General features: G+C 64.7%; 18 protein-coding genes. 15 read left to right on the top strand and 3 right to left on the bottom strand.

The window, feature by feature from the left end; genetic code table 11:
• Positions 1-26: 26 nt before the first annotated feature.
• From nuoH to nuoN, 7 genes are read left to right on the top strand one after another with little or no spacing between them, the layout of a single operon-like run.
• Positions 27-1,307 (top strand): NADH-quinone oxidoreductase subunit NuoH, encoded by a 1,281-nt coding sequence (nuoH, locus tag CH306_RS23260; RefSeq protein WP_094648169.1) that lies wholly within the window; start codon positions 27-29, stop codon positions 1,305-1,307.
• Positions 1,300-1,857: an NADH-quinone oxidoreductase subunit NuoI gene (gene nuoI / locus CH306_RS23255; protein ID WP_032397860.1), complete on the top strand. Its 558-nt coding sequence runs from the start codon at positions 1,300-1,302 to the stop codon at positions 1,855-1,857. The genes nuoH and nuoI overlap by 8 nt, the downstream gene beginning before the upstream one ends.
• On the top strand, positions 1,854-2,615 hold the full coding sequence (locus tag CH306_RS23250) for an NADH-quinone oxidoreductase subunit J (RefSeq protein ID WP_032397861.1): 762 nt from the start codon (positions 1,854-1,856) through the stop codon (positions 2,613-2,615). Before nuoI ends, CH306_RS23250 begins: the two co-directional genes overlap by 4 nt.
• Complete coding sequence (nuoK, locus tag CH306_RS23245; protein ID WP_032397862.1) at positions 2,612-2,911, top strand: NADH-quinone oxidoreductase subunit NuoK; 300 nt, start codon at positions 2,612-2,614, stop codon at positions 2,909-2,911. Before CH306_RS23250 ends, nuoK begins: the two co-directional genes overlap by 4 nt.
• A 13-nt stretch (positions 2,912-2,924) precedes the next feature.
• Positions 2,925-4,796 carry an NADH-quinone oxidoreductase subunit L gene (gene nuoL / locus CH306_RS23240; protein ID WP_179272754.1) on the top strand — a complete coding sequence of 624 codons (1,872 nt, stop codon included), beginning with the start codon at positions 2,925-2,927 and terminating at the stop codon, positions 4,794-4,796.
• Between the two features lie 32 nt (positions 4,797-4,828).
• Positions 4,829-6,328 (top strand): NADH-quinone oxidoreductase subunit M, encoded by a 1,500-nt coding sequence (locus CH306_RS23235; RefSeq protein ID WP_373453996.1) that lies wholly within the window; start codon positions 4,829-4,831, stop codon positions 6,326-6,328.
• Positions 6,325-7,887, top strand: coding sequence for an NADH-quinone oxidoreductase subunit NuoN (gene nuoN / locus CH306_RS23230; protein ID WP_094648068.1), 1,563 nt, complete (start codon positions 6,325-6,327; stop codon positions 7,885-7,887). Before CH306_RS23235 ends, nuoN begins: the two co-directional genes overlap by 4 nt.
• 3 nt (positions 7,888-7,890) lie before the next feature.
• Here the strand turns inward: nuoN and CH306_RS23225 are convergent, their stop codons facing one another.
• Positions 7,891-8,370 (bottom strand): DUF4188 domain-containing protein, encoded by a 480-nt coding sequence (locus tag CH306_RS23225; protein ID WP_032397865.1) that lies wholly within the window; start codon positions 8,368-8,370, stop codon positions 7,891-7,893.
• A 76-nt stretch (positions 8,371-8,446) separates the two neighbouring features.
• On the opposite strand from CH306_RS23225, the gene CH306_RS23220 reads away from it, so the two are divergent.
• Positions 8,447-9,040 (top strand): TetR/AcrR family transcriptional regulator, encoded by a 594-nt coding sequence (locus CH306_RS23220; RefSeq protein WP_094648067.1) that lies wholly within the window; start codon positions 8,447-8,449, stop codon positions 9,038-9,040.
• On the opposite strand, the gene CH306_RS23215 is transcribed toward CH306_RS23220, so the two are convergent.
• Both CH306_RS23215 and CH306_RS23210 read right to left on the bottom strand, forming a co-directional pair.
• Positions 9,034-9,954, bottom strand: a complete 921-nt coding sequence (locus CH306_RS23215) for a YdcF family protein (protein WP_094648066.1) — start codon at positions 9,952-9,954, stop codon at positions 9,034-9,036. The genes CH306_RS23220 and CH306_RS23215 overlap by 7 nt on opposite strands.
• Positions 9,955-10,079: 125 nt before the next feature.
• On the bottom strand, positions 10,080-10,334 hold the full coding sequence (locus CH306_RS23210) for a hypothetical protein (RefSeq protein ID WP_032398387.1): 255 nt from the start codon (positions 10,332-10,334) through the stop codon (positions 10,080-10,082).
• Positions 10,335-10,392: 58 nt separating this feature from the next.
• Between CH306_RS23210 and CH306_RS23205 the strand changes: the two genes are divergently transcribed.
• From CH306_RS23205 to CH306_RS23175, 7 genes are all read left to right on the top strand, one after another.
• Positions 10,393-10,923 carry a DinB family protein gene (locus tag CH306_RS23205; RefSeq protein ID WP_045199857.1) on the top strand — a complete coding sequence of 177 codons (531 nt, stop codon included), beginning with the start codon at positions 10,393-10,395 and terminating at the stop codon, positions 10,921-10,923.
• Between the two features lie 50 nt (positions 10,924-10,973).
• Entirely contained in the window at positions 10,974-12,500 is a 1,527-nt protein-coding gene (locus CH306_RS23200; RefSeq protein ID WP_045195472.1) for an aldehyde dehydrogenase family protein, read from the top strand.
• 24 nt (positions 12,501-12,524) lie between these two features.
• Entirely contained in the window at positions 12,525-14,036 is a 1,512-nt protein-coding gene (locus CH306_RS23195) for an APC family permease (RefSeq protein WP_094648065.1), read from the top strand.
• A gap of 12 nt (positions 14,037-14,048) precedes the next feature.
• Positions 14,049-15,596, top strand: a complete 1,548-nt coding sequence (locus CH306_RS23190; protein WP_032397868.1) for a GMC family oxidoreductase — start codon at positions 14,049-14,051, stop codon at positions 15,594-15,596.
• The gene (locus tag CH306_RS23185) at positions 15,586-17,508 is read left to right on the top strand and encodes a putative nucleotidyltransferase substrate binding domain-containing protein (protein WP_094648064.1); all 1,923 of its coding nucleotides are present in this window, start codon (positions 15,586-15,588) and stop codon (positions 17,506-17,508) included. The genes CH306_RS23190 and CH306_RS23185 overlap by 11 nt, the downstream gene beginning before the upstream one ends.
• Positions 17,509-17,532: 24 nt before the next feature.
• Complete coding sequence (locus CH306_RS23180; RefSeq protein WP_256981245.1) at positions 17,533-20,211, top strand: MGH1-like glycoside hydrolase domain-containing protein; 2,679 nt, start codon at positions 17,533-17,535, stop codon at positions 20,209-20,211.
• Between the two features lie 83 nt (positions 20,212-20,294).
• Positions 20,295-21,401: an alcohol dehydrogenase catalytic domain-containing protein gene (locus CH306_RS23175; RefSeq protein WP_094648063.1), complete on the top strand. Its 1,107-nt coding sequence runs from the start codon at positions 20,295-20,297 to the stop codon at positions 21,399-21,401.
• Position 21,402 lies beyond the last annotated feature (1 nt).

The raw sequence follows: 21,402 nt of genomic DNA, 5'->3' as shown, positions 1-21,402 counted from the left end.
TCGTGGCCGCGCCGACCGATCTGTCGATGTTCGGCAACGATCCGTGGTGGTTGGTTGTCGGGAAGGCCCTGGCGGTCTTCGTGTTCCTGGTGCTCACGCCGCTGGTGGCGATCTACGCCGAACGCAAGATCATGGCGTGGATGCAGATGCGGGTCGGTCCCAACCGGGTGGGGCCGTGGGGCCTGTTGCAGTCGTTGATGGACGGGATCAAGCTGGCGCTGAAGGAGGGGATCACTCCGACCGGCGTCGACAAGCCGATTTACGTTCTGGCTCCGATCATTTCGGTGGTGCCTGCGTTCATGGCCTTCGCGGTGATTCCGTTCGGCCCCGAGGTGTCGGTGTTCGGTACCACGACGCCACTGCAGATGACCGACCTGCCGGTCGGGGTTCTGTACATCCTCGCGGTCACGTCGGTGGGTGTGTACGGGATCGTGTTGGCAGGGTGGGCGTCGGGCTCGACGTACCCGCTGCTCGGTGCGCTCCGTTCGACTGCGCAGGTGATTTCCTACGAGGTCGCGATGGGCCTGTCGTTCGCGGCGGTCTTCCTGTACGCGGGCACCATGTCGACGTCCGGAATCGTTGCTGCGCAACAGAACACCTGGTACGTGTTTCTGCTGCTGCCGTCGTTCCTGGTGTACGTGACGGCGATGGTCGGCGAAACCAACCGCGCTCCGTTCGATCTGCCCGAGGCCGAGGGTGAGTTGGTGGGCGGGTTTCACACCGAGTACTCGTCTCTTCGTTTCGCCATGTTCATGCTCGCCGAGTACATCAACATGGTCACCGTGTCGGCACTGGCGACCACGCTGTTCCTCGGCGGCTGGCGGGCTCCGATTCCGCTGAGTCTGTGGAGCGGTGCCAACTCGGGGTGGTGGCCCGTGCTGTGGTTCACCCTCAAGGTCTGGGTGTTCCTGTTCGTGTTCATCTGGCTGCGTTCGACGCTGCCGAGGCTGCGCTACGACCAGTTCATGAACTTCGGCTGGAAGATCCTCATTCCGGTTGCCCTCGTCTGGGTGATGGTGATCGCGACGGTTCGGGTCCTCGGGGCCGAGCGCTACGACGTACCACTGGTCACGTTCGGAGTGTCGATGATCTTCGCGGTGGCCGTGCTGGGTGCGCTGCTGCTGATGGTGCGCAGGCATGCACGGGAACGGAACGTGCCGCCTCCTGCATCTGTCGTCGAGTTCGATGCGTTGGCAGGCGGATTCCCGATACCTCCCATTCCCGAGCAGGGCTCGAATTTCCCGAGCCGGCACGCCGGTGTGCGCTCATCCGCCGCCAGGTCACCGAAGGAGAACGCCGATGCCTGAATTTCTCGGTCCCATAGCAGGTTTCGGGGTCACCTTCGCCACGATGTTCAAGAAGCCCGAGACGGAGCTGTATCCGGAGGAGAAGAAGCCCACCGAGATTCGCTACCACGGGCGGCATCAGCTCAATCGGTACGCCGACGGTCTCGAGAAGTGCATCGGCTGCGAGCTCTGCGCGTGGGCCTGCCCGGCCGACGCCATCTACGTCGAAGGAGCCGACAACACCGAGACCGAAAGGTACTCTCCGGGCGAGCGCTACGGCGGGGTCTATCAGATCAACTACCTGCGGTGCATCGGGTGCGGACTGTGTGTCGAGGCATGTCCCACACGGGCTCTGACGATGACCAACGAGTACGAACTCGCCGGTGACAACAGAGCCGATCTGATCTACGAGAAGGACGCGCTGCTGGCCCCGCTGCAACCGCAGATGACCGCACCGCCGCACGCGATGGCGCCGGGCCTTACGTCCGAGGACTACTACCGGGGAGCCGTCACCGGCCACGAGTCCGGAGCCGAGCCCGCAGCCGAACCCGATGGTGGTTCGGTGCGATGAGTGCACCGGAAGCTGCGGTGCAGCTCGCCCTCGATGCCACGTCCACCGGTGAGGCCGTGCAGTTCTGGACCCTCGGTGTCGTCGCCGTCATCGGCGCACTCGGGGTGGTGATGAGCACCAAGGCCGTCTACTCTGCGTTGTTCCTCGCTGCCACGATGGTGGTACTGGCGACCTTCTACATGGCGCAGGGAGCGCTGTTCCTCGGTGTCGTGCAGATCGTCGTCTACACCGGCGCGGTCATGATGCTGTTCCTGTTCGTTCTGATGCTCGTCGGGGTCGACACCTCGGAGTCGCTGACCGAAACTCTGCGTGGCCACCGCATCGCTGCCGTCGTCATCGGAATCGGCTTCGGACTGTTGATCATCGGGGTACTGCTGCGCGACGCGGCCCGTGCGGGTCGGCTCGACTTCGCCGGTCTCGACGCCGCCAACTCGACCGGAAACGTCGAGGGCCTGGCAGAGCTGATCTTCGTCGAATACGTGTGGGCGTTCGAGTTGACCGGAGCACTGCTGATCACTGCCACGATCGGAGCGATGATTCTGGCGCACCGAGAAGTTCTGGGGCCGGTCAAGGGTCAGCGAGAGATGGCGCAGGATCGCTTCCGCGACGGCTCGAGGGTGACACCGCTGCCGAGCCCGGGAGTGTATGCCAGGCACAACGGGGTCGATCGCCGCGCCTTGTTGCCCGACGGAACCGAATCCGAGTCCTCCGTCAACGCCATGTTCGCCGATCCTCGGATCGAGAGTGACGAACGATGAATCCGGAGAACTATCTCTACCTGTCCGTTCTGTTGTTCGCGATAGGCGCGGCGGGCGTCATCGTCAGGCGTAACGCGATCATCGTGTTCATGTGCATCGAATTGATGCTCAACGCAGTCAATCTCGCGTTCGTCACCTTCTCCCGCATGCACGGCAACCTCGACGGCCAGTTGTTCGCGTTCTTCACCATGGTGGTCGCCGCCGCCGAGGTGGTGGTGGGCCTGGCCATCATCATGGCCATCTTCCGATCCCGTCGGTCGATTTCGATGGACGAGAACTCCCTGATGAAGAATTGACGGGGGCGCAGAAATGATGTCGATGCTGTGGCTTCTTCCGGCTCTGCCTGCGTTCGGTGCAGCGTTCCTGCTGCTCGGTGGCAGGCGCACCGACCGCTGGGGGCACCTCGTCGCGACGGCGGCGGCAGCGTCCTCGTTCGTCGTGGCCGCGGTGGTGTTCGGCTCGATGCTCGGCCGCGCCGAGTCGGGCCGTGCCCTCACCCAGACCCTGTTCCGGTGGGTTCCGGTCGACGAATTACAGGTCGAGTTCGGCTTGCGCGCAGATCAATTGTCGATCTGCTTCGTCCTGCTGATCACCGGGGTCGGTTCGCTCATTCACGTGTACTCCATCGGCTACATGAGTCACGACGCCGAGCGGCGTCGCTTCTTCGCGTACCTCAACCTGTTTCTGGCAGCCATGCTGCTGCTGGTTCTGGCCGACAACTTCCTCGGCCTGTATCTGGGGTGGGAGGGTGTCGGTCTGGCGTCGTATCTGCTCATCGGCTTCTGGCAGCACAAGCCGTCCGCCGCGTCGGCTGCCCGAAAAGCGTTCGTGGTCAACAGAGTCGGCGACATCGGCCTGGCGGTTGCGCTGATGATCATGTTCGTCAACTTCGGCTCCGTGCAGTACGACGACGTGTTCGCCGGAATCGGCGGGGCGGGCGAATCCGTGGCCACCGCCATGGCGCTGATGCTGCTGTTGGCGGCATGTGGAAAGTCGGCGCAGGTGCCGTTGCAGTCCTGGCTCGGTGACGCCATGGAGGGTCCGACACCGGTGTCGGCACTGATTCACGCGGCCACGATGGTCACGGCCGGGGTGTATCTCATCGTGCGCTCGGGACCGGTGTTCGAGGCGTCGCCTGCCGCCCGCGCGGCCACCGTCACCGTCGGGGCGGTTACCTTGCTGTTCGGTGCCGTCATCGGATGTGCGAAGGACGACATCAAGAAAGCGCTCGCGGCGTCGACGATGAGTCAGATCGGGTACATGGTGCTCGCGGCCGGGCTCGGCCCCTCCGGGTACACCTACGCCATCGTGCTGTTGATCTCGCACGGCTTCTTCAAAGCGGGCTTGTTCCTGGGCGCGGGATCGGTGATGCATGCGATGAACGACGAGACCGACATGCGACGGTTCGGCGGACTCCGCGTCGCGATGCCGATCACGTTCGTCACGTTCGGCCTGGGGTATCTCGCCATCATCGGACTGCCGCCGTTCTCCGGCTTCTTCGCCAAGGATCCGATCATCGAGGTCGCATTCGCCGCCGGGGGAGTGGCAGGCCCGATTCTCGGCTGCGTGACGTTGCTCGGTGCAGGTCTGACGGCCTTCTACATGACTCGGGTGATGCTGTTGACGTTCTTCGGTCCGAAACGCTGGTCCGCGCAGGCACATCCGCACGAGGCGTCGGCGACGATGACCGCTCCGATGATCGTGTTGGCCGTCGGCTCGGTGGCGTCGGGTGCCTTTCTCGCGGTGGGCGGTCGACTCGAGACATGGCTCGAGCCCGTGGTGGGATCGGCTCACGAGGAGCACGCGATTCCGGCTTGGGTCGTCACCGTCGCCGTCCTGGTGGTCGTTGTGGTCGGCGCGACCGTCGCCTACCGCAAGTACATCGTCGGTGAGGTTCCGTCGACGCCACCCGAGGACGTGTCGGCCGTGACCCGAGCCGCACGTGCCGATCTCTACGGAGACGCCTTCAACGAGGCGGCATTCATGCGTCCGGGACAGACCCTCACGCGCGCACTGGTGCACGCCGACAACGGTATCGACGCCGTCGTGGACGGGGTGGGTAGCTCGATCGGTGGTGCATCGACGCGGTCCCGGCGGCTGCAGACGGGATACGTGCGGTCGTATGCGTTGGCGATGTTCGCGGGAGCCGTTCTCGTGGTACTGATGGTGGTGGCTCTGTGACTCCCTGGTTGACCGTTCTCTGGGTGCTCCCGATGCTCGGCGCGGTCGTCGTCGCCCTGGTGCCCGCCACTCGTCCGACCGTCGCGCGCAGTGTCGCAGTGGGTTTCGCTGCCGTGACCTTGGCCGTGTCGGTCGCCTTGGCAGTGTCGTTCGACTCCGGTGGCGATCGGTACCAGTTCGTCGAGGACCATTCGTGGATAGCGGCTTTCGGTGCGCGGTACACCCTCGGCCTCGACGGCATCGGCCTCGTGCTGGTGTTGCTCACCACCGTTCTCACGCCGTTGCTGCTCGTCGCAGGCTGGTACGACGGCAGTCGCGTCGCGCACTACGGCTCCCGTCGGGTGTCGCACACGTACATGGCGTTGATCCTGGTGGTCGAGTCGATGGTCGTCGTCTCGTTCCTTGCCTTGGACGTGTTGCTGTTCTACATCTTCTTCGAAGCGATGTTGATTCCGATGTACTTCCTCATCGGCGGCTTCGGGGGCAAGCATCGTACGCGCGCCGCGGTGAAGTTCTTGTTGTACAACCTCTTCGGCGGTCTGGTCATGCTGGCGGCCGTCATCGGCCTCTACGTGGTGACCGCGAGACCCGACGGGCCGTTCGACGGCGGCACATTCGATCTGCGCGTGATCGCCGACGCGGCGGTATCGGGCGGACTCGGAGTGGACCCGATGGTCCTGAACGCGCTGTTCCTCGGCTTCATGTTCGCTTTCGCGATCAAGGCACCGTTGTGGCCGTTCCATTCGTGGCTACCCGACGCTGCCGTGCAGTCCACGCCCGCGACTGCGGTTTTGATGATGTCGGTGGTGGACAAGGTCGGCACGTTCGCGATGCTGCGGTTCTGTCTCGAACTCTTTCCTGGCTCGTCGCAGACGTTCGCGCCGTGGATCATCGCTCTTGCGGTCATCGGCATCGTCTACGGCGCGATACTGGCGATCGGTCAGACCGACATGATGAGACTGATTGCGTACACGTCTATTTCGCATTTCGGGTTCATCATCCTCGGCATCTTCGCCATGACCGGTCAGAGTCAGGCCGGTGCCACGCTGTACATGGTCAACCACGGAATTTCCACGGCCGCCCTGTTCTTGATCGCGGGCTTCCTCGTCTCGCGTCGAGGGTCACGAGCGATAGCCGACTACGGCGGTGTGCAGAAGGTGGCACCGGTGCTCGCCGGCACGTTCTTGATCTCGGGACTTGCCACGCTCTCTCTACCCGGCCTCGCCCCCTTCGTGAGCGAGTTCCTGGTGCTGATCGGCACGTTCGGTCGATACGGAGTCGCTGCGATCGTGGCCGCTGGAGCCCTCGTGCTGTCGGCGATCTACATACTGTGGCTCTACCAGCGCGTCATGACCGGGCCGGTCCGTGAAGACAACCGGACGGTGCCCGATCTCGTCCGACGCGAGCTGGCCGTGGTGGTGCCGTTGATCGCGTTGCTGATCGTGCTCGGCGTCTACCCGAAACCGGCGCTCGATGTCATCACTCCGGCAGTGCAATCCACGATCGTCGACGGTTCAGGAGGTCAGCGATGACCACACCCGAGGTGCAGTACGGTCTGCTGGCACCGATGCTGATCGTGTTCTCGGTCGCAGTTCTCGGCGTTCTCGTCGAAGCGTTCGTGCCGCTGCGGGCCCGTCGGCTCATGCATCTGGGTCTTGCTCTCGCAGGACTGGTGGTAGCGCTGGCGGCGATCCTCGGTCTGGCCGGAACCGAGGCGTCGGCGATGAACGGGGCGGTCGCGATCGACGGCCCTACCCTTTTCCTGCAGGGAACCATTGTGCTGGTGTCGATTCCGGCAGTCGCACTGCTGGCGGAGCGCACCGTTGCAGTCACCGGGGCCGGTGCCGAGCGCCGGATCGATTCGTTCACTCCACAGGCATCGACCACCCCGGGCAGCGTGGCGGAGAAGGAGGCCATCGATGCAGGCGTCGCCCAGACGGAGGTATTTCCTCTGGCGATGTTCGCGATCGGCGGGATGCTGCTGTTCCCGGCGTCCACGGATCTGCTGACGATGTTCGTGGCGCTGGAAGTGCTGTCGCTGCCGCTGTATCTGCTCTGCGGACTCGCCCGACGGCGGCGGCTGCTCTCACAGGAAGCGGCTCTGAAATACTTTCTGCTGGGCGCGTTCTCGTCCGCGTTCTTCCTGTTCGGAGTCGCGTTCCTGTACGGATACGCCGGAACCGTTCGGTTGGACGGCATCGCCGACGCCATCGCGGTGGACGGCCCGGGCAGATCGCTCGCGCTGATCGGAACCGCCTTGCTCGCAGTGGGTCTGCTGTTCAAGGTCGGCGCGGTGCCCTTTCATTCCTGGATTCCCGACGTCTACCAGGGTGCACCGACGCCGGTGACGGCGCTGATGGCCACGGTGACCAAGGTCGCGGCGTTCGGTGCGATTCTTCGCATCTTCGGAATGGCTCTGTCCGGTCTCGACTCGAGTTGGCGACCGATGCTGTGGGTGGTCGCCATCGCGACGATGGTGCTGGGTTCCGTTGTCGCGGTGACGCAGACGGATGTCAAACGGATGCTGGCGTACTCGTCCGTTGCACACACCGGATTCATCCTCACGGGAGTGACGGCACTGGGTGATTCCGGTGACGGGGGTGACGCCGGTGTGTCGGCCACGATGTTCTACCTGGTGGCGTATGCCTTCAGCACTCTCGGAGGGTTCGCGATCATCGGGTTGGCGCGCGACGAACGCGGTGAGGTGAGCGACCTCGATCGGTGGGCGGGAATCGGCCGTCGGTCACCGCTGGTGGCGGCGGTGTTCGGGTTGTTTCTGCTCTCGTTCGCCGGGATTCCGCTCACCAGTGGGTTCATCGGCAAGTTCGCGGTGTTCAGTGCTGCCTCCGGTGCAGGCGGAGCGGCGCTGGTCGTGGTCGGTGTGGTGTGCAGCGCGATTGCGGCGTTCTTCTACGTGCGGGTGATCGTGCTGATGTTCTTCACCGATCCGGGAGAGACGACTGCCACGATCGTGCGCCCGACTGCCTCGGTGTCGTGCTCGATAGGGGTCTCGGTGGTGGTCACCGTCGCTCTCGGAGTCTTTCCGCAGCCCGTTCTCGACCTCGCTGCGCGTGCCGCGAACTTCCTGTAGCTCTTACTTCGCGGACTTCATTCGCTGCTTCCACGTGTGCGAGCCGGTACCGACCGGTAGTCCGCCGATGGCTCCCGCAAGGCCGAACGCGGGCATGTTGACGTAGATCGCCTCGCTGTTCTGTGCTGTGGCGGTATAGGTTTCGTGCCAGACGCCGACGTGGCGGGTTGCGGCCACCGATCGATTGAAGGCACGCCAGGCGGGCGCATGTGGTGCGTCGGGATCGGAGGCGAATCGCGTCAGATCCTCGGCAGTGCGCCAATAGCTGACCAGCATGGTGGTGCGCCCCAGCCACGAGTGGTAACCGAGCAGCCCGGAAGCGCGATCCTGCTCGAGATGGCCGAGCATCCGCGGCATCGCGCGCACCACGGGTAACCAGGAGCGAACGGCCACCGGATTGTTGATCCGCATTCCGATGAGGAAGACCGTGACGCTGTCTCGTTCGAATTCGACCGTCCGGCGGCCGTCGATGATGGGTGGCATGACGTGTTCCCGTCTGTTCGGTGGGTGAAGCATTGTGTGACACCGTTATAAAACACCGTTGTGATAGGTTCCGCAAGTGGCGAGACCCAGAATTCACGACGAGCAGTTGCGGACCCGGCTACTGGAGGCCGCGGCGGAAACCGTTGCGCACCAGGGCGTCGACTCGTTGTCGCTGCGTAAACTGGCCGCTGCACAGGGCACCTCCACAACGGCGATCTATTCGCTGTTCGGCGGACGTACCGAGTTGCTCGTGGCACTGTTCGCCACCTCGTTCGCGAGTTTCGGGGACTCCCAGCGCCGGGTTCCGGTCACCGGCGATCCCGAAGTGGACCTACGGGAGCTCGCCGTCGCGTACCGCACCTGGGCACTGGCCAATCCGCATCTGTACGCGGTGATGTTCGGGGGAGTGCTCGGTTCGATCGATGTTGCAGACGAGGCGCATCGCGCGGACGCGGCCATGGATCCGCTCCGCGCTGCCGTGTCGAGCGCCGTTGCGGCGGGAACCATGGACGGGGCATCGGTCGAGTTGATCAGCCACTCGTTCTGGGCGATCGTGCACGGATTGGTGTCGCTCGAATTGGCAATGCCCTCGACCGCCGACGACGAGACTCGTCGGGCGATGTTCGACGCGGGAGCGGAGAGCGTGCTGCGCGGGTGGACGCGTCAGTAGGTGCGCGGTATTCCGAGAATCTTGGTCGCATCCACGGTCATACCCAACCGCGCCGTCGGAGCGAGTGTGGGCAGGTCCGGGACATCGTCGACATCGACGGTCGCAGCGCCAATCACGTCGGATCCGGCGATCTCGAAGTCCGACATCGCGCGCCGCAGGTGGCTCGGAGTCGTTGCCAGCACCAGATTCTCGACGCCGATCTCGGCTGCCAGTGCGGTGGTGCGCTGTGCGTTCTGCACCGTCGAATTCGCGGTCGATTCGGTGTGAATGCGATCGGCCGCGATGCCATCGTCGACGAGCCATCGGTGCATGGCCTCGGCTTCGGTGATACCGCTCTGCGGATTCCCGCCGGTGACGACGATGGGGGACTCGGGGGAGCGCTCCGCCGCGTCGACGGCCGAGCGTAGACGTGCCACCAACTCGTCTGTCATGCTGCCGTCACCCTCCAGCCCCAGCCCGAGCACCACGATCGCGGTACGCGGTCCGTCGGTGGTCGGGGCGAAATCGATTGTCTGCGTGGCGGCTTCGTCGATGATGGCGATGGCGCGATCGACTGCATCGGCGAGGGTTGGAGACAGGCCGCGCAGGCGGGTCCTGTGCTCCGTCAGAGCAGCGGTATCGGCGGTCGCGTTGGCATAGAACGTCTGCAGAGCTGCCACGTTGGCGTCGTCCGGGGCAGCGGTTGCGAGCGCATCGAGTGCCGCGAAACCGGCGTCGTAGCGCCCCTTCACCAATGCATTCTGCGCGTCGTTGTAGCGCTCCGCGTCGGCCGAACGGACCGTTTCGGCGACGGTTGCCGGGGCCGAGGCCTCGGGCGCGGCAACCGCCGAGATCGAGCCGAACCCGACAGCGAGCGCGGTGGCGCAGGACACCACGGCAACGCGAACGGTCGGTCGTACTCGGCCTTGTCGCACTACTGACGTCCTTTTCGAGCGGTGACGGGTTTCCGCCACCCTAGCTCAATTCGGTGCCGGTGTGACTGGTGTGAGCAGAGTTGTTCGAGTTACATGAATGTACTTCTGAGCAGGGACTTCTTCCGTCACAAAGTGACCGGGGCGCGTCCGCGGTCGGCGGGTTCGATGGTCACCTCGGCATCGGGAAGAAAAACGCGCTCGGTCGTCGTGGTGCCGTCGACGCCGTCGGTCACGGTCACCGCCACGTTCTCGGCGACCTGGCCTGCGCTTTCGATGAACCCGGTCGCGACACCCTCTTCTATGAGCAGGTGATCACCCACCAGGAGAAGAAGCTCGTCCGCCGTCACCGTTCGTCTGCCGCCCACATCTTCGATAGTCATGAATCCCACCGTAATGCGCGGCGCTGCACAGCGCCGTCGCATGTTCGACAATCTCTGCATGACCGAACGGCGGAAGACATGGACAGCGCCCACACCCGAACAGGTCACGGGTCCGCTCGTCGGCGACGAGCGGCCGATTCTCGAAGGAATGCTGCAGTGGCATCGAGCGACACTGCTCAACATCTGCGCCGGTGCCGACGCCGAACAGTTGGCGCGGCGACCGTTTCCGCACTCGACGCTCTCCCTGCTCGGACTCGTGCGTCATCTGGCGAAGGTCGAACGCATCTGGTTCCGAGAGCGACTGGAGTCGATGTCGTTCGCTCCGATGTACGACGCGGCGTTCGGTAAGGACTCCGACTTTCTGGGAGCGACCGAGTCCGGGGCCGAATCCGACTTCGCGCGATTCTCCGCCGAGTGCGGTGCCTCGGACGAGATCGCGGCCCGGCACTCGTTGGACGATCTGGTCGACTCGCGCGGTGGGCCGATGTCGCTGCGGATGGTCTACGTGCACATGATCGGTGAATATGCCCGGCACAACGGACACGCGGACATCATCCGCGAACAGATCGATGGAGTCATCGGCCGTTGAGGGCATAGCGTAGACACACCACCCGACCCCCTACGAAAGAAGGTGTTTCGGTGACCGATTCCGATGCAGCACTCGACCCGACCTCGCTGCGCCCGTCGTTGTACATCGACGGACAGTGGCAGGGGGCCGGTGACGGCGGTACCCGAGACATCGTGAACCCAGCGGACGGCAGCACGGTCGCCGTGGTGGACGAGGCCACGCCGGACGACGCTCTGCGGGCGGTGGCAGCCGCGCGAGCGGCGTTCGACGACGGACCGTGGCGCTCGGTCACGGTGGCCGAGCGCCGCGATCTGCTGAACCGCATCGCCGATCTGCTCCAACGCGACAAAGCGACGTTGGCGCGCATCGAGACCCTCGACACCGGAAAGACGTACGGCGAGAGCGAGATCGACATCGACGACGTGACGTCGGTCTTTCGCTTCTACGCCGATCTCGCTGTGGTGCAGGCCGATCGTCTGATCGACGTCGACCGACCCGAAATCCTGAGCCGTGTGGTGCACGAGCCCATCGGTGTCTGCGTCATGATCGCACCGTGGAACTACCCACTGCTGCAGATCTCGTGGAAGATCGCCCCCGCGTTGGCAGCCGGCTGCACCATGGTGCTCAAGCCGAGTGAGGTGACTCCGCTGTCCACCATCGCGTTCACCAAGCTGGTGGAAGAAGCCGGAGTACCGGCCGGTGTGGTCAACCTGCTGCAGGGCAGCGGCGCGGTTCTCGGGGACGCGCTCACCAGGAACCGCGACGTCGACTTCGTCTCGTTCACCGGCGGACTGGCGACGGGCAGACACATCCTGGCCGCGGCGGCCGAGAACGTCACCAAGGTGGCCGTCGAACTCGGCGGCAAGAATCCACACATCGTGTTCGCCGATGCGGTGGCCGACGAACAGGCGTTCGCCGACTCGGTCGACAACGTCCTGACCGGAGTTTTTCTGCACTCGGGTCAGGTGTGTTCGGCAGGCACTCGACTCATCATCGAGGAATCGGTCGCCGACCGCTTCGTCGCTGCGGTGGCCGAACGGGCGAAAACCATCGTCATCGGGCCGGGCATGGACCCGGCTAGCGAGACCGGGCCACTGGTGTCGCAGGCACAGCGAGAGAAGATCGAAGCCTTCGTGGCCACCGGCGTCGAGGAGGGCGCGACGCTGGTCATCGGCGGAACGAAGCCGGACGATCCGGCCCTGGACAAGGGTAGCTATTTTCTGCCGACGATCTTCGACCACTGCAATCGGTCCATGAATATCGTGCAGGAGGAGACATTCGGGCCCATACTCACTGTGGAGCGCTTCGGCACCGAGGCCGAAGCACTCCTGTTGGGTAACGATACGAATTACGGTCTCGCCGCGGGAGTTCGGACATCGGACGCCGCGCGAGGCGAGCGGATGGTCCGTGGGCTTCGCCATGGCACGGTGTGGCTCAACGACTTCGGTGTCTACACCGCTGCCGCGGAATGGGGCGGCTTCAAACAGTCCGGCAACGGACGCGAGCTCGGACCGTCCGGAATGTCCGAATACCAAGAGGCAAAGCATATTTGGCACAACACCTCACCCACCGCGGCGGGGTGGTTCGGTACCCGATAGCGAAAGATCGGAAAGGCCAGGCGCATGGCACTACTGAACGACAATTCGAGCGGAATGGACGACTTCGGTTACAAGGAGTCACTCGATCGAAGTCTCGGGAAATTCGCCAGCTTCGCCGCGGGAGTCAGTTACATCTCCATTCTCACCGGCACGTTCCAGCTCTTCTACTTCGGTTTCGGCACCGCCGGGCCGGCGTATCTGTGGTCGTGGCCTGCAGTGTTCGTCGGCCAACTCTGCGTGGCCTTGTGCTTCATGGAGTTGGCCGCGAAGTATCCGGTGGCGGGATCGGTGTACAACTGGGCGAAGCTGTTGGGCCGCAGGATCGTCGGCTGGTCGGCGGGCTGGTTGATGCTCACGGCATCGATCGTGACACTGTCTGCCGTCGCTCTGGCTCTGCAGTTGAACCTGCCACGTATCTGGAGTGGGTTCCAGATCATCGGTGACGGCTCGGGTGCCACCGACTTCGCGGCCAACGCAGTGCTGCTCGGTGCGATTCTGATCGCGATCACCACCACGATCAATGCGCTCGGAGTCCGGCTGATGGCCATGATCAACAGTGCGGGCGTGTTCATCGAACTCATCGCTGCCGTTCTCATCGCGATCCTGCTCGCGGCCAACATCACTCGCGGGCCGGAGGTGTTCTTCTCGACCAACGGCTACGGAGCCGGCGAGAGCGGCGGCTACCTCGGTGCCTTCCTGGTCGCGTCGCTGGCGTCGGGTTACGTGATGTACGGATTCGACACCGCGAGCTCGCTCGGCGAGGAGACGGTCGAACCTCGGCGCACGGCCCCCAAGGCGATCTTTCGCGCCATCCTCGCCTCGTTCGTCATCGGCGGAGCCATCCTGGTGTTCGCCGTCATGGCCGCACCGGACCTGAACGATCCTTCCCTCGGCAGTCCCGACGGCAGCCTGCAGTCCATCGTCGAATCGGTGATGTGGGGCCCGCTGGGCACCGTCTTCCTCATCTGCATCGTCATCGCGGTCTTCGTTTGCTCACTGGCAGTGCACACCGCGGCGATCCGGCTCACGTTCGCCATGGCCCGAGACAACGCGTTGCCCTTCGGCGAGAGTCTGGCCAAGGTGAATCCGAAGACCCAGACCCCGGTGGTGCCCGCGGTGACCATCGGCGTGCTGGCCATCGTCATTCTCGTCGTCAACATCGGTCAGCCGCAGATCTTCACGGTCCTCACCTCGATCGCGATCATCATGATCTACCTCGCGTATCTGATGGTCACCGGTCCACTGTTGGTCAAACGAGTCAATGGTGAGTGGCCGCCGGCAGATCTGAAGCCCGGCGGATACTTCACGATGGGCAGGTGGGGCCTGCCGGTCAACATCGCGGCAGTGGTGTGGGGCGCTGGAATGGCGATCAACCTCGCGTGGCCGCGCGAGGCCGTGTACGGAACCCCCTGGTACAACACGTTCGGAGCATTCGTCTACATCGGCGGCATCCTCGGCGTTGGCCTGCTGTGGTACGCAGTCAAGGGACGCAAGCACATCGGCACTCTGAAATCACATGCCTCCACGGGCAACTAGAAGGAGCGTGCAGTGACAGACACCCAGTTCGATTACGTCGTCGCAGGTGGCGGGACGGCGGGGTGCGTCCTCGCAGCACGTCTGAGCGAGGACCCCTCCGTCAGTGTCTGCCTCGTCGAAGCAGGGCCGACCGACGTCGGCGACAAGGCGATTCTCGAACTGGTGGAGTGGATGCACCTGCTCGACTCCGGCTACGACTGGGACTATCCCGTCGAGCCGCAGGAGCGCGGCAACAGCTTCATGCGGCACGCGCGCGCGAAAGTGCTCGGTGGCTGCTCCTCGCACAACTCCTGCATCGCGTTTCACCCACCTGCGGAAACCCTCGACGATTGGGCGGCGGCCGGTGCGACGGGGTGGGGCGCGTCGGACATCCTGCCGTACGTCGCGCGCGTGGAGAACAACGACACGGGCCGCGGACACGACGGCCCCGTGCGAATCCGCGACGTGCCGCCGAACGATCCGTGCGGTGCCGCGGTACTCGAATCGGCCGCCGGGATAGGTCTTCCCACGGTCGCATTCAACCGCGGAACGCCTGTACTCAACGGTGCCGGTTGGTTTCAGATCAATGCGGGAGAAGACGGCTCACGCATGTCGACCTCGCATGCGTACCTGCACCCGATCATCGGCTCACGGCCGAACCTCGAGGTGCGCACCGACTGCTGGATCAGCGAGATTCTGATCGACGAATCGCTGACCGCGACGGGTGTGCGATACCAGCGCCCCGACCTGACGGGCTACGACACCGTCTCCGCACGGCGCGAGGTCATCGTGACCGCCGGGGCCATCGACACGCCGAAGTTGTTGATGCTCTCGGGAATCGGACCGGCAGCCCAACTGCGCGAGATGGGAATCACGGTGCGAGTCGATTCTCCCGGTGTGGGTGAGAACCTCGACGACCACGTCGAAGGTCTGGTGTTCTGGGAAGCGAGCAAGCCGATGGTCACCACGTCCTCGCAGTGGTGGGAGATCGGGGTGTTCGCGCAGACCGACGACTCGCTGAACTACCCGGACGTGATGATGCATTACGGCAGTGTGCCGTTCGACATGAACACCCTCCGCTGGGGCTACCCGACCACCGACAACGGATTCTGCCTGACTCCTAACGTGACGCAGGGGCGCTCGCGCGGCACTGTTCGTCTGCGCAGCAGAGATTTTCGTGACCGTGCCAAAGTGGACCCGCGCTACTTCACCGATGCCGACGGCCACGACGACGCGGTGATGCTGGCCGGACTGAAGCTGGCGCGCGACATCGCCGCGCACGGTCCACTCTCGGAATGGATCGAGCGCGAACTCGCCCCAGGGCCCGAGGCCGTCACCGACGACGACCTGCTCGACTACGTGCACAAGACCCACAACACGGTCTATCACCCGGCGGGCACGGCGCGGATGGGCTCGGTGGACGACGCCATGGCCGTGCTGGATCCGGAATTACGAGTCAAGGGAGTCTCGCACCTGCGCGTGGTCGACGCGTCGGCGATGCCGAAGCTGCCGTACGTCAATCCCAACATCACGGTGATGACCATGGCGGAGAGATGCGCCGACCTGATCCGTGGCGGATAGATCGGAGCTGGCCGATTTCCTCGGCGCGCATCCACCGTTTCAGGGCGCGCCACCGGCTGTGCTGGCCGAGGTGGCCGCGGCGGCCGTCGAACGCGAGTACGGCAGTGGCGCATGGGTTGTGGACCCTCGACGGATGGACGTCTCGACCGATACTGACACCGTATGGGTGGTGCATACCGGGCGCGTGGTGATCATGCACCCCGACGCGACCTCTCCCACCGAGGTGCCGATCGACACCATCGGTGAAGGTGGAGTCTTCGGATTCTCGGCTCTGCTGTCCGGTGGAACTGTCGAATTCCGAGCGCGGGCACTCGAACCGAGTGTCGTCCTGCAGTTGCCCGGTGCACTGGTTCGGCCGTTGTTCGCAACGCCCACCGGTCTGGCGTTCCTGGCCGATGCCGTCAATTCGTCGTCTGCATACCGTGGGGGACCGGTCGAGGGTAGCGCCGGCCGCACCGTCGGTGAATTGCTCTCGGCCCCAGCGGTGTTCGTACCCGTCGGCACCACCGTTCGAGACGCCGTCCGGCACATGACCGATCAGGGCAGCTCGTACGTTCTGGTTCCGCTGCGTGGCTCGCGCCATGGCATATTCACCGACCGAGACCTCCGAATTCGTGTGGTGGCCGCCGGGATCGGAGTCGATACTCCGATAGAGCAGGTGATGACGGCACCCGCCGAGACCGTCACGGCGGACCGGCTGGCCGGTACCGTGCTGATGGACATGCTCGAACTGGGGCTGCGGCACATGCTCGTGGTGTCCGATCGGGGCGAGGTTCTCGGTGTCGTCGAGGATTCCGATCTGCACGCTGCGTCGACTCGACGCAGTTTCGTGGTGCGCCGAGCGGTGGCATCGGCGTCGACCTCCGCCGAACTCGCCGACGCAGGCAGGCTCGTGCCCCGACTGGTGGTGGATCTGTTCCAGGGCGGAACCGATGCGATGGCGGTCAGCGCGATCCTCTCCGTCGTGGTGGACAGCATCGTCCGCCGTGCCGTCGAGATCGAATGGACTGCACGTCCGGACGTGCCGCGTGACCGATTCGCCTGGATCACTCTCGGCAGCGTGGCGCGTAGAGAAGCCATGCCCTCCTCGGACGTCGACAGTGCGCTGAGCTGGGCGGACACCACCGCCGACCCCGAGGTCCGAGGGAAAGCGAACGCGGTGCAGAGAACCCGCGACGAGGCGTTGATGGACTTGGCCGCCCGTGTGCACGAGAGCCTCGACGGTGCCGGGCTACCGTCGGACACCAACGGCGCGGTCGCGAGCTCACCTCGATTCGCACGCTCGGCCGGTCAGTGGGAACGCGCCGCGGCGCACTGGCTCAGCAACCCCTTCGGCCAACGTGGCAATCCGGCAGAGGACTCCGGCCTGATCATGTCCTCGCTGATGATCGACGGCAGAGTGGTGTGGGGCCCGAGAGAACTGCACACAGTGCCCGAGGCCTACCGCCGACTGCTGGTCGATCACCCCGACGCACTGCGGTTGCAGCTGCGTGATGCGCTCGCCGGCCGCGCTCGGCTGCGATCGCTACGCGACGTCCTGGCTCGGCGCGGCGGGACGTTCGATCTCAAGGCCCACGCGCTGACGCCCATCGTCAACCTCGCTCGCTGGGGTGGGCTGTCGGTCGGCATGGCCTCGGCCTCCACGCCGGCGCGACTCGCGGCGGCGTCGGGTAACGGCATGCTCTCCGAACGTGATGTCACTGCACTGTCCGAGGTGTTCGCGCTGCTGCAACGGCTCCGACTGTCGCATCAGATCGACCAGATCACAGCGGGCCACCGCCCCGGCGACGTGCTGATCATGGCCGATCTGTCGCCGCTCGAACGAAGCCTGCTGACCGACGGCATCCGCGAGATCGCCGCGGTACAACGACGCGTCGGCTACCTCGCGGCCAACGTCGGCGTGCATCGATGACCGCCAACCACCAGACTGTGTGCCGTGACCACCAATCCCGTGAGCGTTCCCACCCCGTCCACCGTCGAACACAATCGGTTGGCCGAATCGCCCGGAGTCAGCGGACCGTGGCGCCAGTGGGGTCCGTATCTGGCGGGACGACAGTGGGGCACAGTGCGCGAGGACTACTCCGAAGACGGGAACGCCTGGGCGTCGTTCCCGTTCGACCAGGCACACAAGCGGGCCTACCGCTGGGGCGAGGACGGGATCGGCGGAATCTGCGACCGCTTCGGATTCCTCAACTTCTCGTTCGCACTGTGGAACCGCAAGGACCCGATCCTGAAGGAACGTCTGTTCGGCCTGGCCAACGAAGAAGGAAATCACGGCGAAGACGTCAAGGAGTACTTCTGGGCCGTCGACGGAACACCGACGCACAGTTGGATGCAGTGGCTCTACCGCTACCCGCACGCGGAGTACCCCTACGCCCACCTGCGAGAAGAGAACGCTCGACGCGGACGTGACGACCGCGAATACGAGCTGGCCGACACCGGCATCCTCGACGAGAACAGATTCTTCGACGTCCAGGTCACGTACGCCAAGGCCTCGCCCGACGACATCTGCATCACCATCTCGATCACCAACCACGGCCCCGAGGCGGCATCGGTCGACCTGTTGCCGCACCTGTGGTTGCGCAACACCTGGTCCTGGGGACGCGACGAGCGGGGCGGAACACTGGCGCAGCTGAGCCCGCCGGACCTGATGGCAGGTGGACTCGAAGCGATCGCCGTCGATCACGGATTTCTCGGTCGGTACTACCTCAGTGCCGAAGGCACGCCGGCAGTTCTGTTCTGCGACAACGAAACCAATGCCGAAGCCCTGTGGGGGCAGGAGAACATCTCGTCCTACCCCAAGGACGGCATCGGCCGCCGAGTCGTCGACGGGGAACTCGATGCGGTCAACCCCGAGCAGACGGGAACGAAGGCTGCGTTCTGGTATCGCTTCGACGACATCGCCCCGGGTGCAACGGAATCGGTCAGGCTGCGGCTCTCGCCCAACCGCCCGGACGAGCAGACGTTCGGGGCCGGATTCGATGCCGTCAACGTCGATCGCCAGGTCGAGGCGGACGAGTTCTACGGTGCCGTGATCGGTGCCGATCTCACCGATGTCGACCGGCACGTGGCACGGCGCGCGTACGCCGGCCTGTTGTGGACCAAGCAGCTCTATCGATACGACGTCGAGGAGTGGATCGAGGGCGACAAGGTCGGAGCTCCGGCACCGGACTCGCGGCAGGACCCGGGTGGGCGCAACGCGCACTGGCGTCACCTGGCATTGGCCGATGTGATCTCGATGCCCGACGAGTGGGAGTATCCGTGGTTCGCGGCCTGGGACCTGGCCTTCCACGCGATTCCGTTGGCGCACGTGGACGCCGATTTCGCCAAGGAACAGTTGGTGCTCATGTGCCGGGAATGGGCCATGCACCCCAACGGTCAACTGCCTGCGTACGAATGGGAGTTCGGTGATGTCAACCCGCCCGTGCACGCGTGGGCGGCGTGGCACGTCTATCGCATCGACGGCTACCGGGATCGCGAATTCCTGGTGCGGGTGTTCACCAAGCTGCTGCTCAACTTCGCGTGGTGGGTCAACCGCAAGGACTCCGAGGGCTCGAACATCTTCGAGGGCGGATTCCTCGGCATGGACAACATCGGACTGTTCAACCGATCTGCACCACTGCCTCCCGGCTTCCGACTCGAGCAGTCCGACGCGACCAGTTGGATGGCGTTCTACTGCCAGCAGATGTTCAAGATCGCACTCGAGCTCGCGCGGCACGACAGCGCCTGGGACGACGTCGCGACCAAGTTCTTCTCGCACTTCCTCTCGATCGCGAAAGCCGTCAATTCGTTCGGTTCGCAGCATATTTCGCTCTGGCACGAGGAAGACGGCTTCTTCTACGACGTTCTCGTCCAACCTCAGGGCGATGCGGTTCCGATGCGGGTGCGATCGATGGTCGGCCTGCTGCCCATCCTCGGGGCCACCGAGATCCCGCCGTGGGTCGAGGAGGAATGCCCCGACCTCACCGCCCGTCTGCGTTGGGTTCAGCGTCGACGGCCGGAGATGGTCAGCCCACTGCTGGCTCGGCGTGAGGGAGGCGAGGTGCGGATGCTGCTCACGCTCGTCCAGCCCGAGCGTCTCAAGCGCATCCTCTCGCGGATGTTCGATTCCGAGGAATTCCTGTCGCAGTTCGGAATTCGATCGCTGTCGGCCTCGTATCGCGAGCCGGTGACCTTCGACGTCGACGGACGAAGCCTGTCCATCGAATACGAGCCGGGGGAGTCGCGTACCGGAATGTTCGGTGGTAACTCGAATTGGCGTGGACCGGTGTGGTTCCCGGTGAACGTACTGCTGGCCGACAAGCTGCGCGCCTACGGCCGGTACTACGGCGACTCGTTCACCATCGAGATCCCCACCGGCTCGGGCAACCACCGCACCCTCACCGACGCGGCCGATCTGATCGACAACGGTCTCGCCGGACTGTTCCGGCCGGTGGACGGCAAGCGGCCCGCGGACGGCGATCGCATCGAGTCCAGTGCCGACCCGTTGTGGTCCGAGCATCCCAGTTTCAACGAGTACTTCGACGGAGACACCGGCGAGGGACTCGGGGCAACGCACCAAACCGGGTGGACAGCGCTGGTGGCGCACCTGCTCAGGCCGCGTCTGCCGCTCTGAGGGCCTGCGGCCCATGTGAGTGGAACTTCGTAGTGGGCTACGAAGTTCCACGCACATGCGGCGGAGCCGCATAGTCTGGCGGGATGAAGATTCGCGGCGCAGTACTCGAAGAAATCGGCCGATCTCGTCCCTTCGCGGACTCGCATCCCATCACCGTCTCGGACCTCGAGCTCGGTTCGCCGGGCGACGGCGAACTGCTGATCAGAATCGAAGCCGCGGGGCTGTGCCACTCGGACCTGTCGGTGGTCGACGGCAATCGAGTTCGTCCGGTCCCGATGCTGCTCGGCCACGAGGCCGCAGGCCGAGTCGAGGAAGTCGGACCGGGCGTCGACGACATCGCGATCGGTACCCGCGTCGTCATGACGTTCCTGCCGCGCTGCGGCGAGTGTGCCGGGTGCGCCACCGACGGTCAGATGCCGTGCATCACCGGTAGCGCGTCGAACAATGCCGGGACCCTGCTCGGCGGCGGCATCAAGTTGCACCGTGACGGGGAAGAGGTCAAACACCACCTCGGAGTCTCCGGATTCGCCACCCATGCGGTGGTGAGCCGAAAGTCCGTCGTGCCGGTCGAGGACGACATCCCGGCCGATATCGCCGCAGTTCTCGGTTGTGCGGTACTGACCGGCGGTGGCGCGGTGCTCAACGCCGGAACTCCGAAGCCCGGTCAATCGGTGATGGTGGTGGGTCTCGGCGGAGTCGGCATGGCCGCCGTTCTGACAGCCGTGTCGGTGGGTGCAGGCGAGGTGATCGGAGTCGACGGAGTCCCGGACAAGCTCTCCACCGCAACCGATCTGGGCGCAACGCAGGTCTATTCACCGGCCGAGCTCGCCGAGAAGGGAATCAAGGCCGATATCGTGATCGAGGCGGCAGGCAACGCCCGAGCCTTCGAAACCGCCGTCGCTGCAACGGCTCCCGGCGGCAAGACCATCACCGTCGGTCTCCCGTCGCCCGACGCCCGCTCGTCCATCTCGCCGCTGGGCCTGGTGGCTGAGGCGCGCACGATCATCGGCAGCTACCTGGGCTCCGCCGTGCCGGCGCGCGATATCCCGACCTATGCCCAGATGTGGCGTGAGGGACGGCTTCCCGTCGAGAAGCTGATCTCCTCGAGAATCACGTTGGACGAGATCAACCGCGGCATGGACGAATTGGCCGACGGCAACGCGATCCGTCAGGTCATCGTCTTCGACTGAG

Origin of the sequence: Rhodococcus sp. 15-725-2-2b (assembly GCF_002259075.1) — a bacterium.
Taxonomy (GTDB): Bacteria; Actinomycetota; Actinomycetes; order Mycobacteriales; family Mycobacteriaceae; genus Rhodococcoides.
This window is presented reverse-complemented; position numbering and strand designations above follow the sequence as displayed.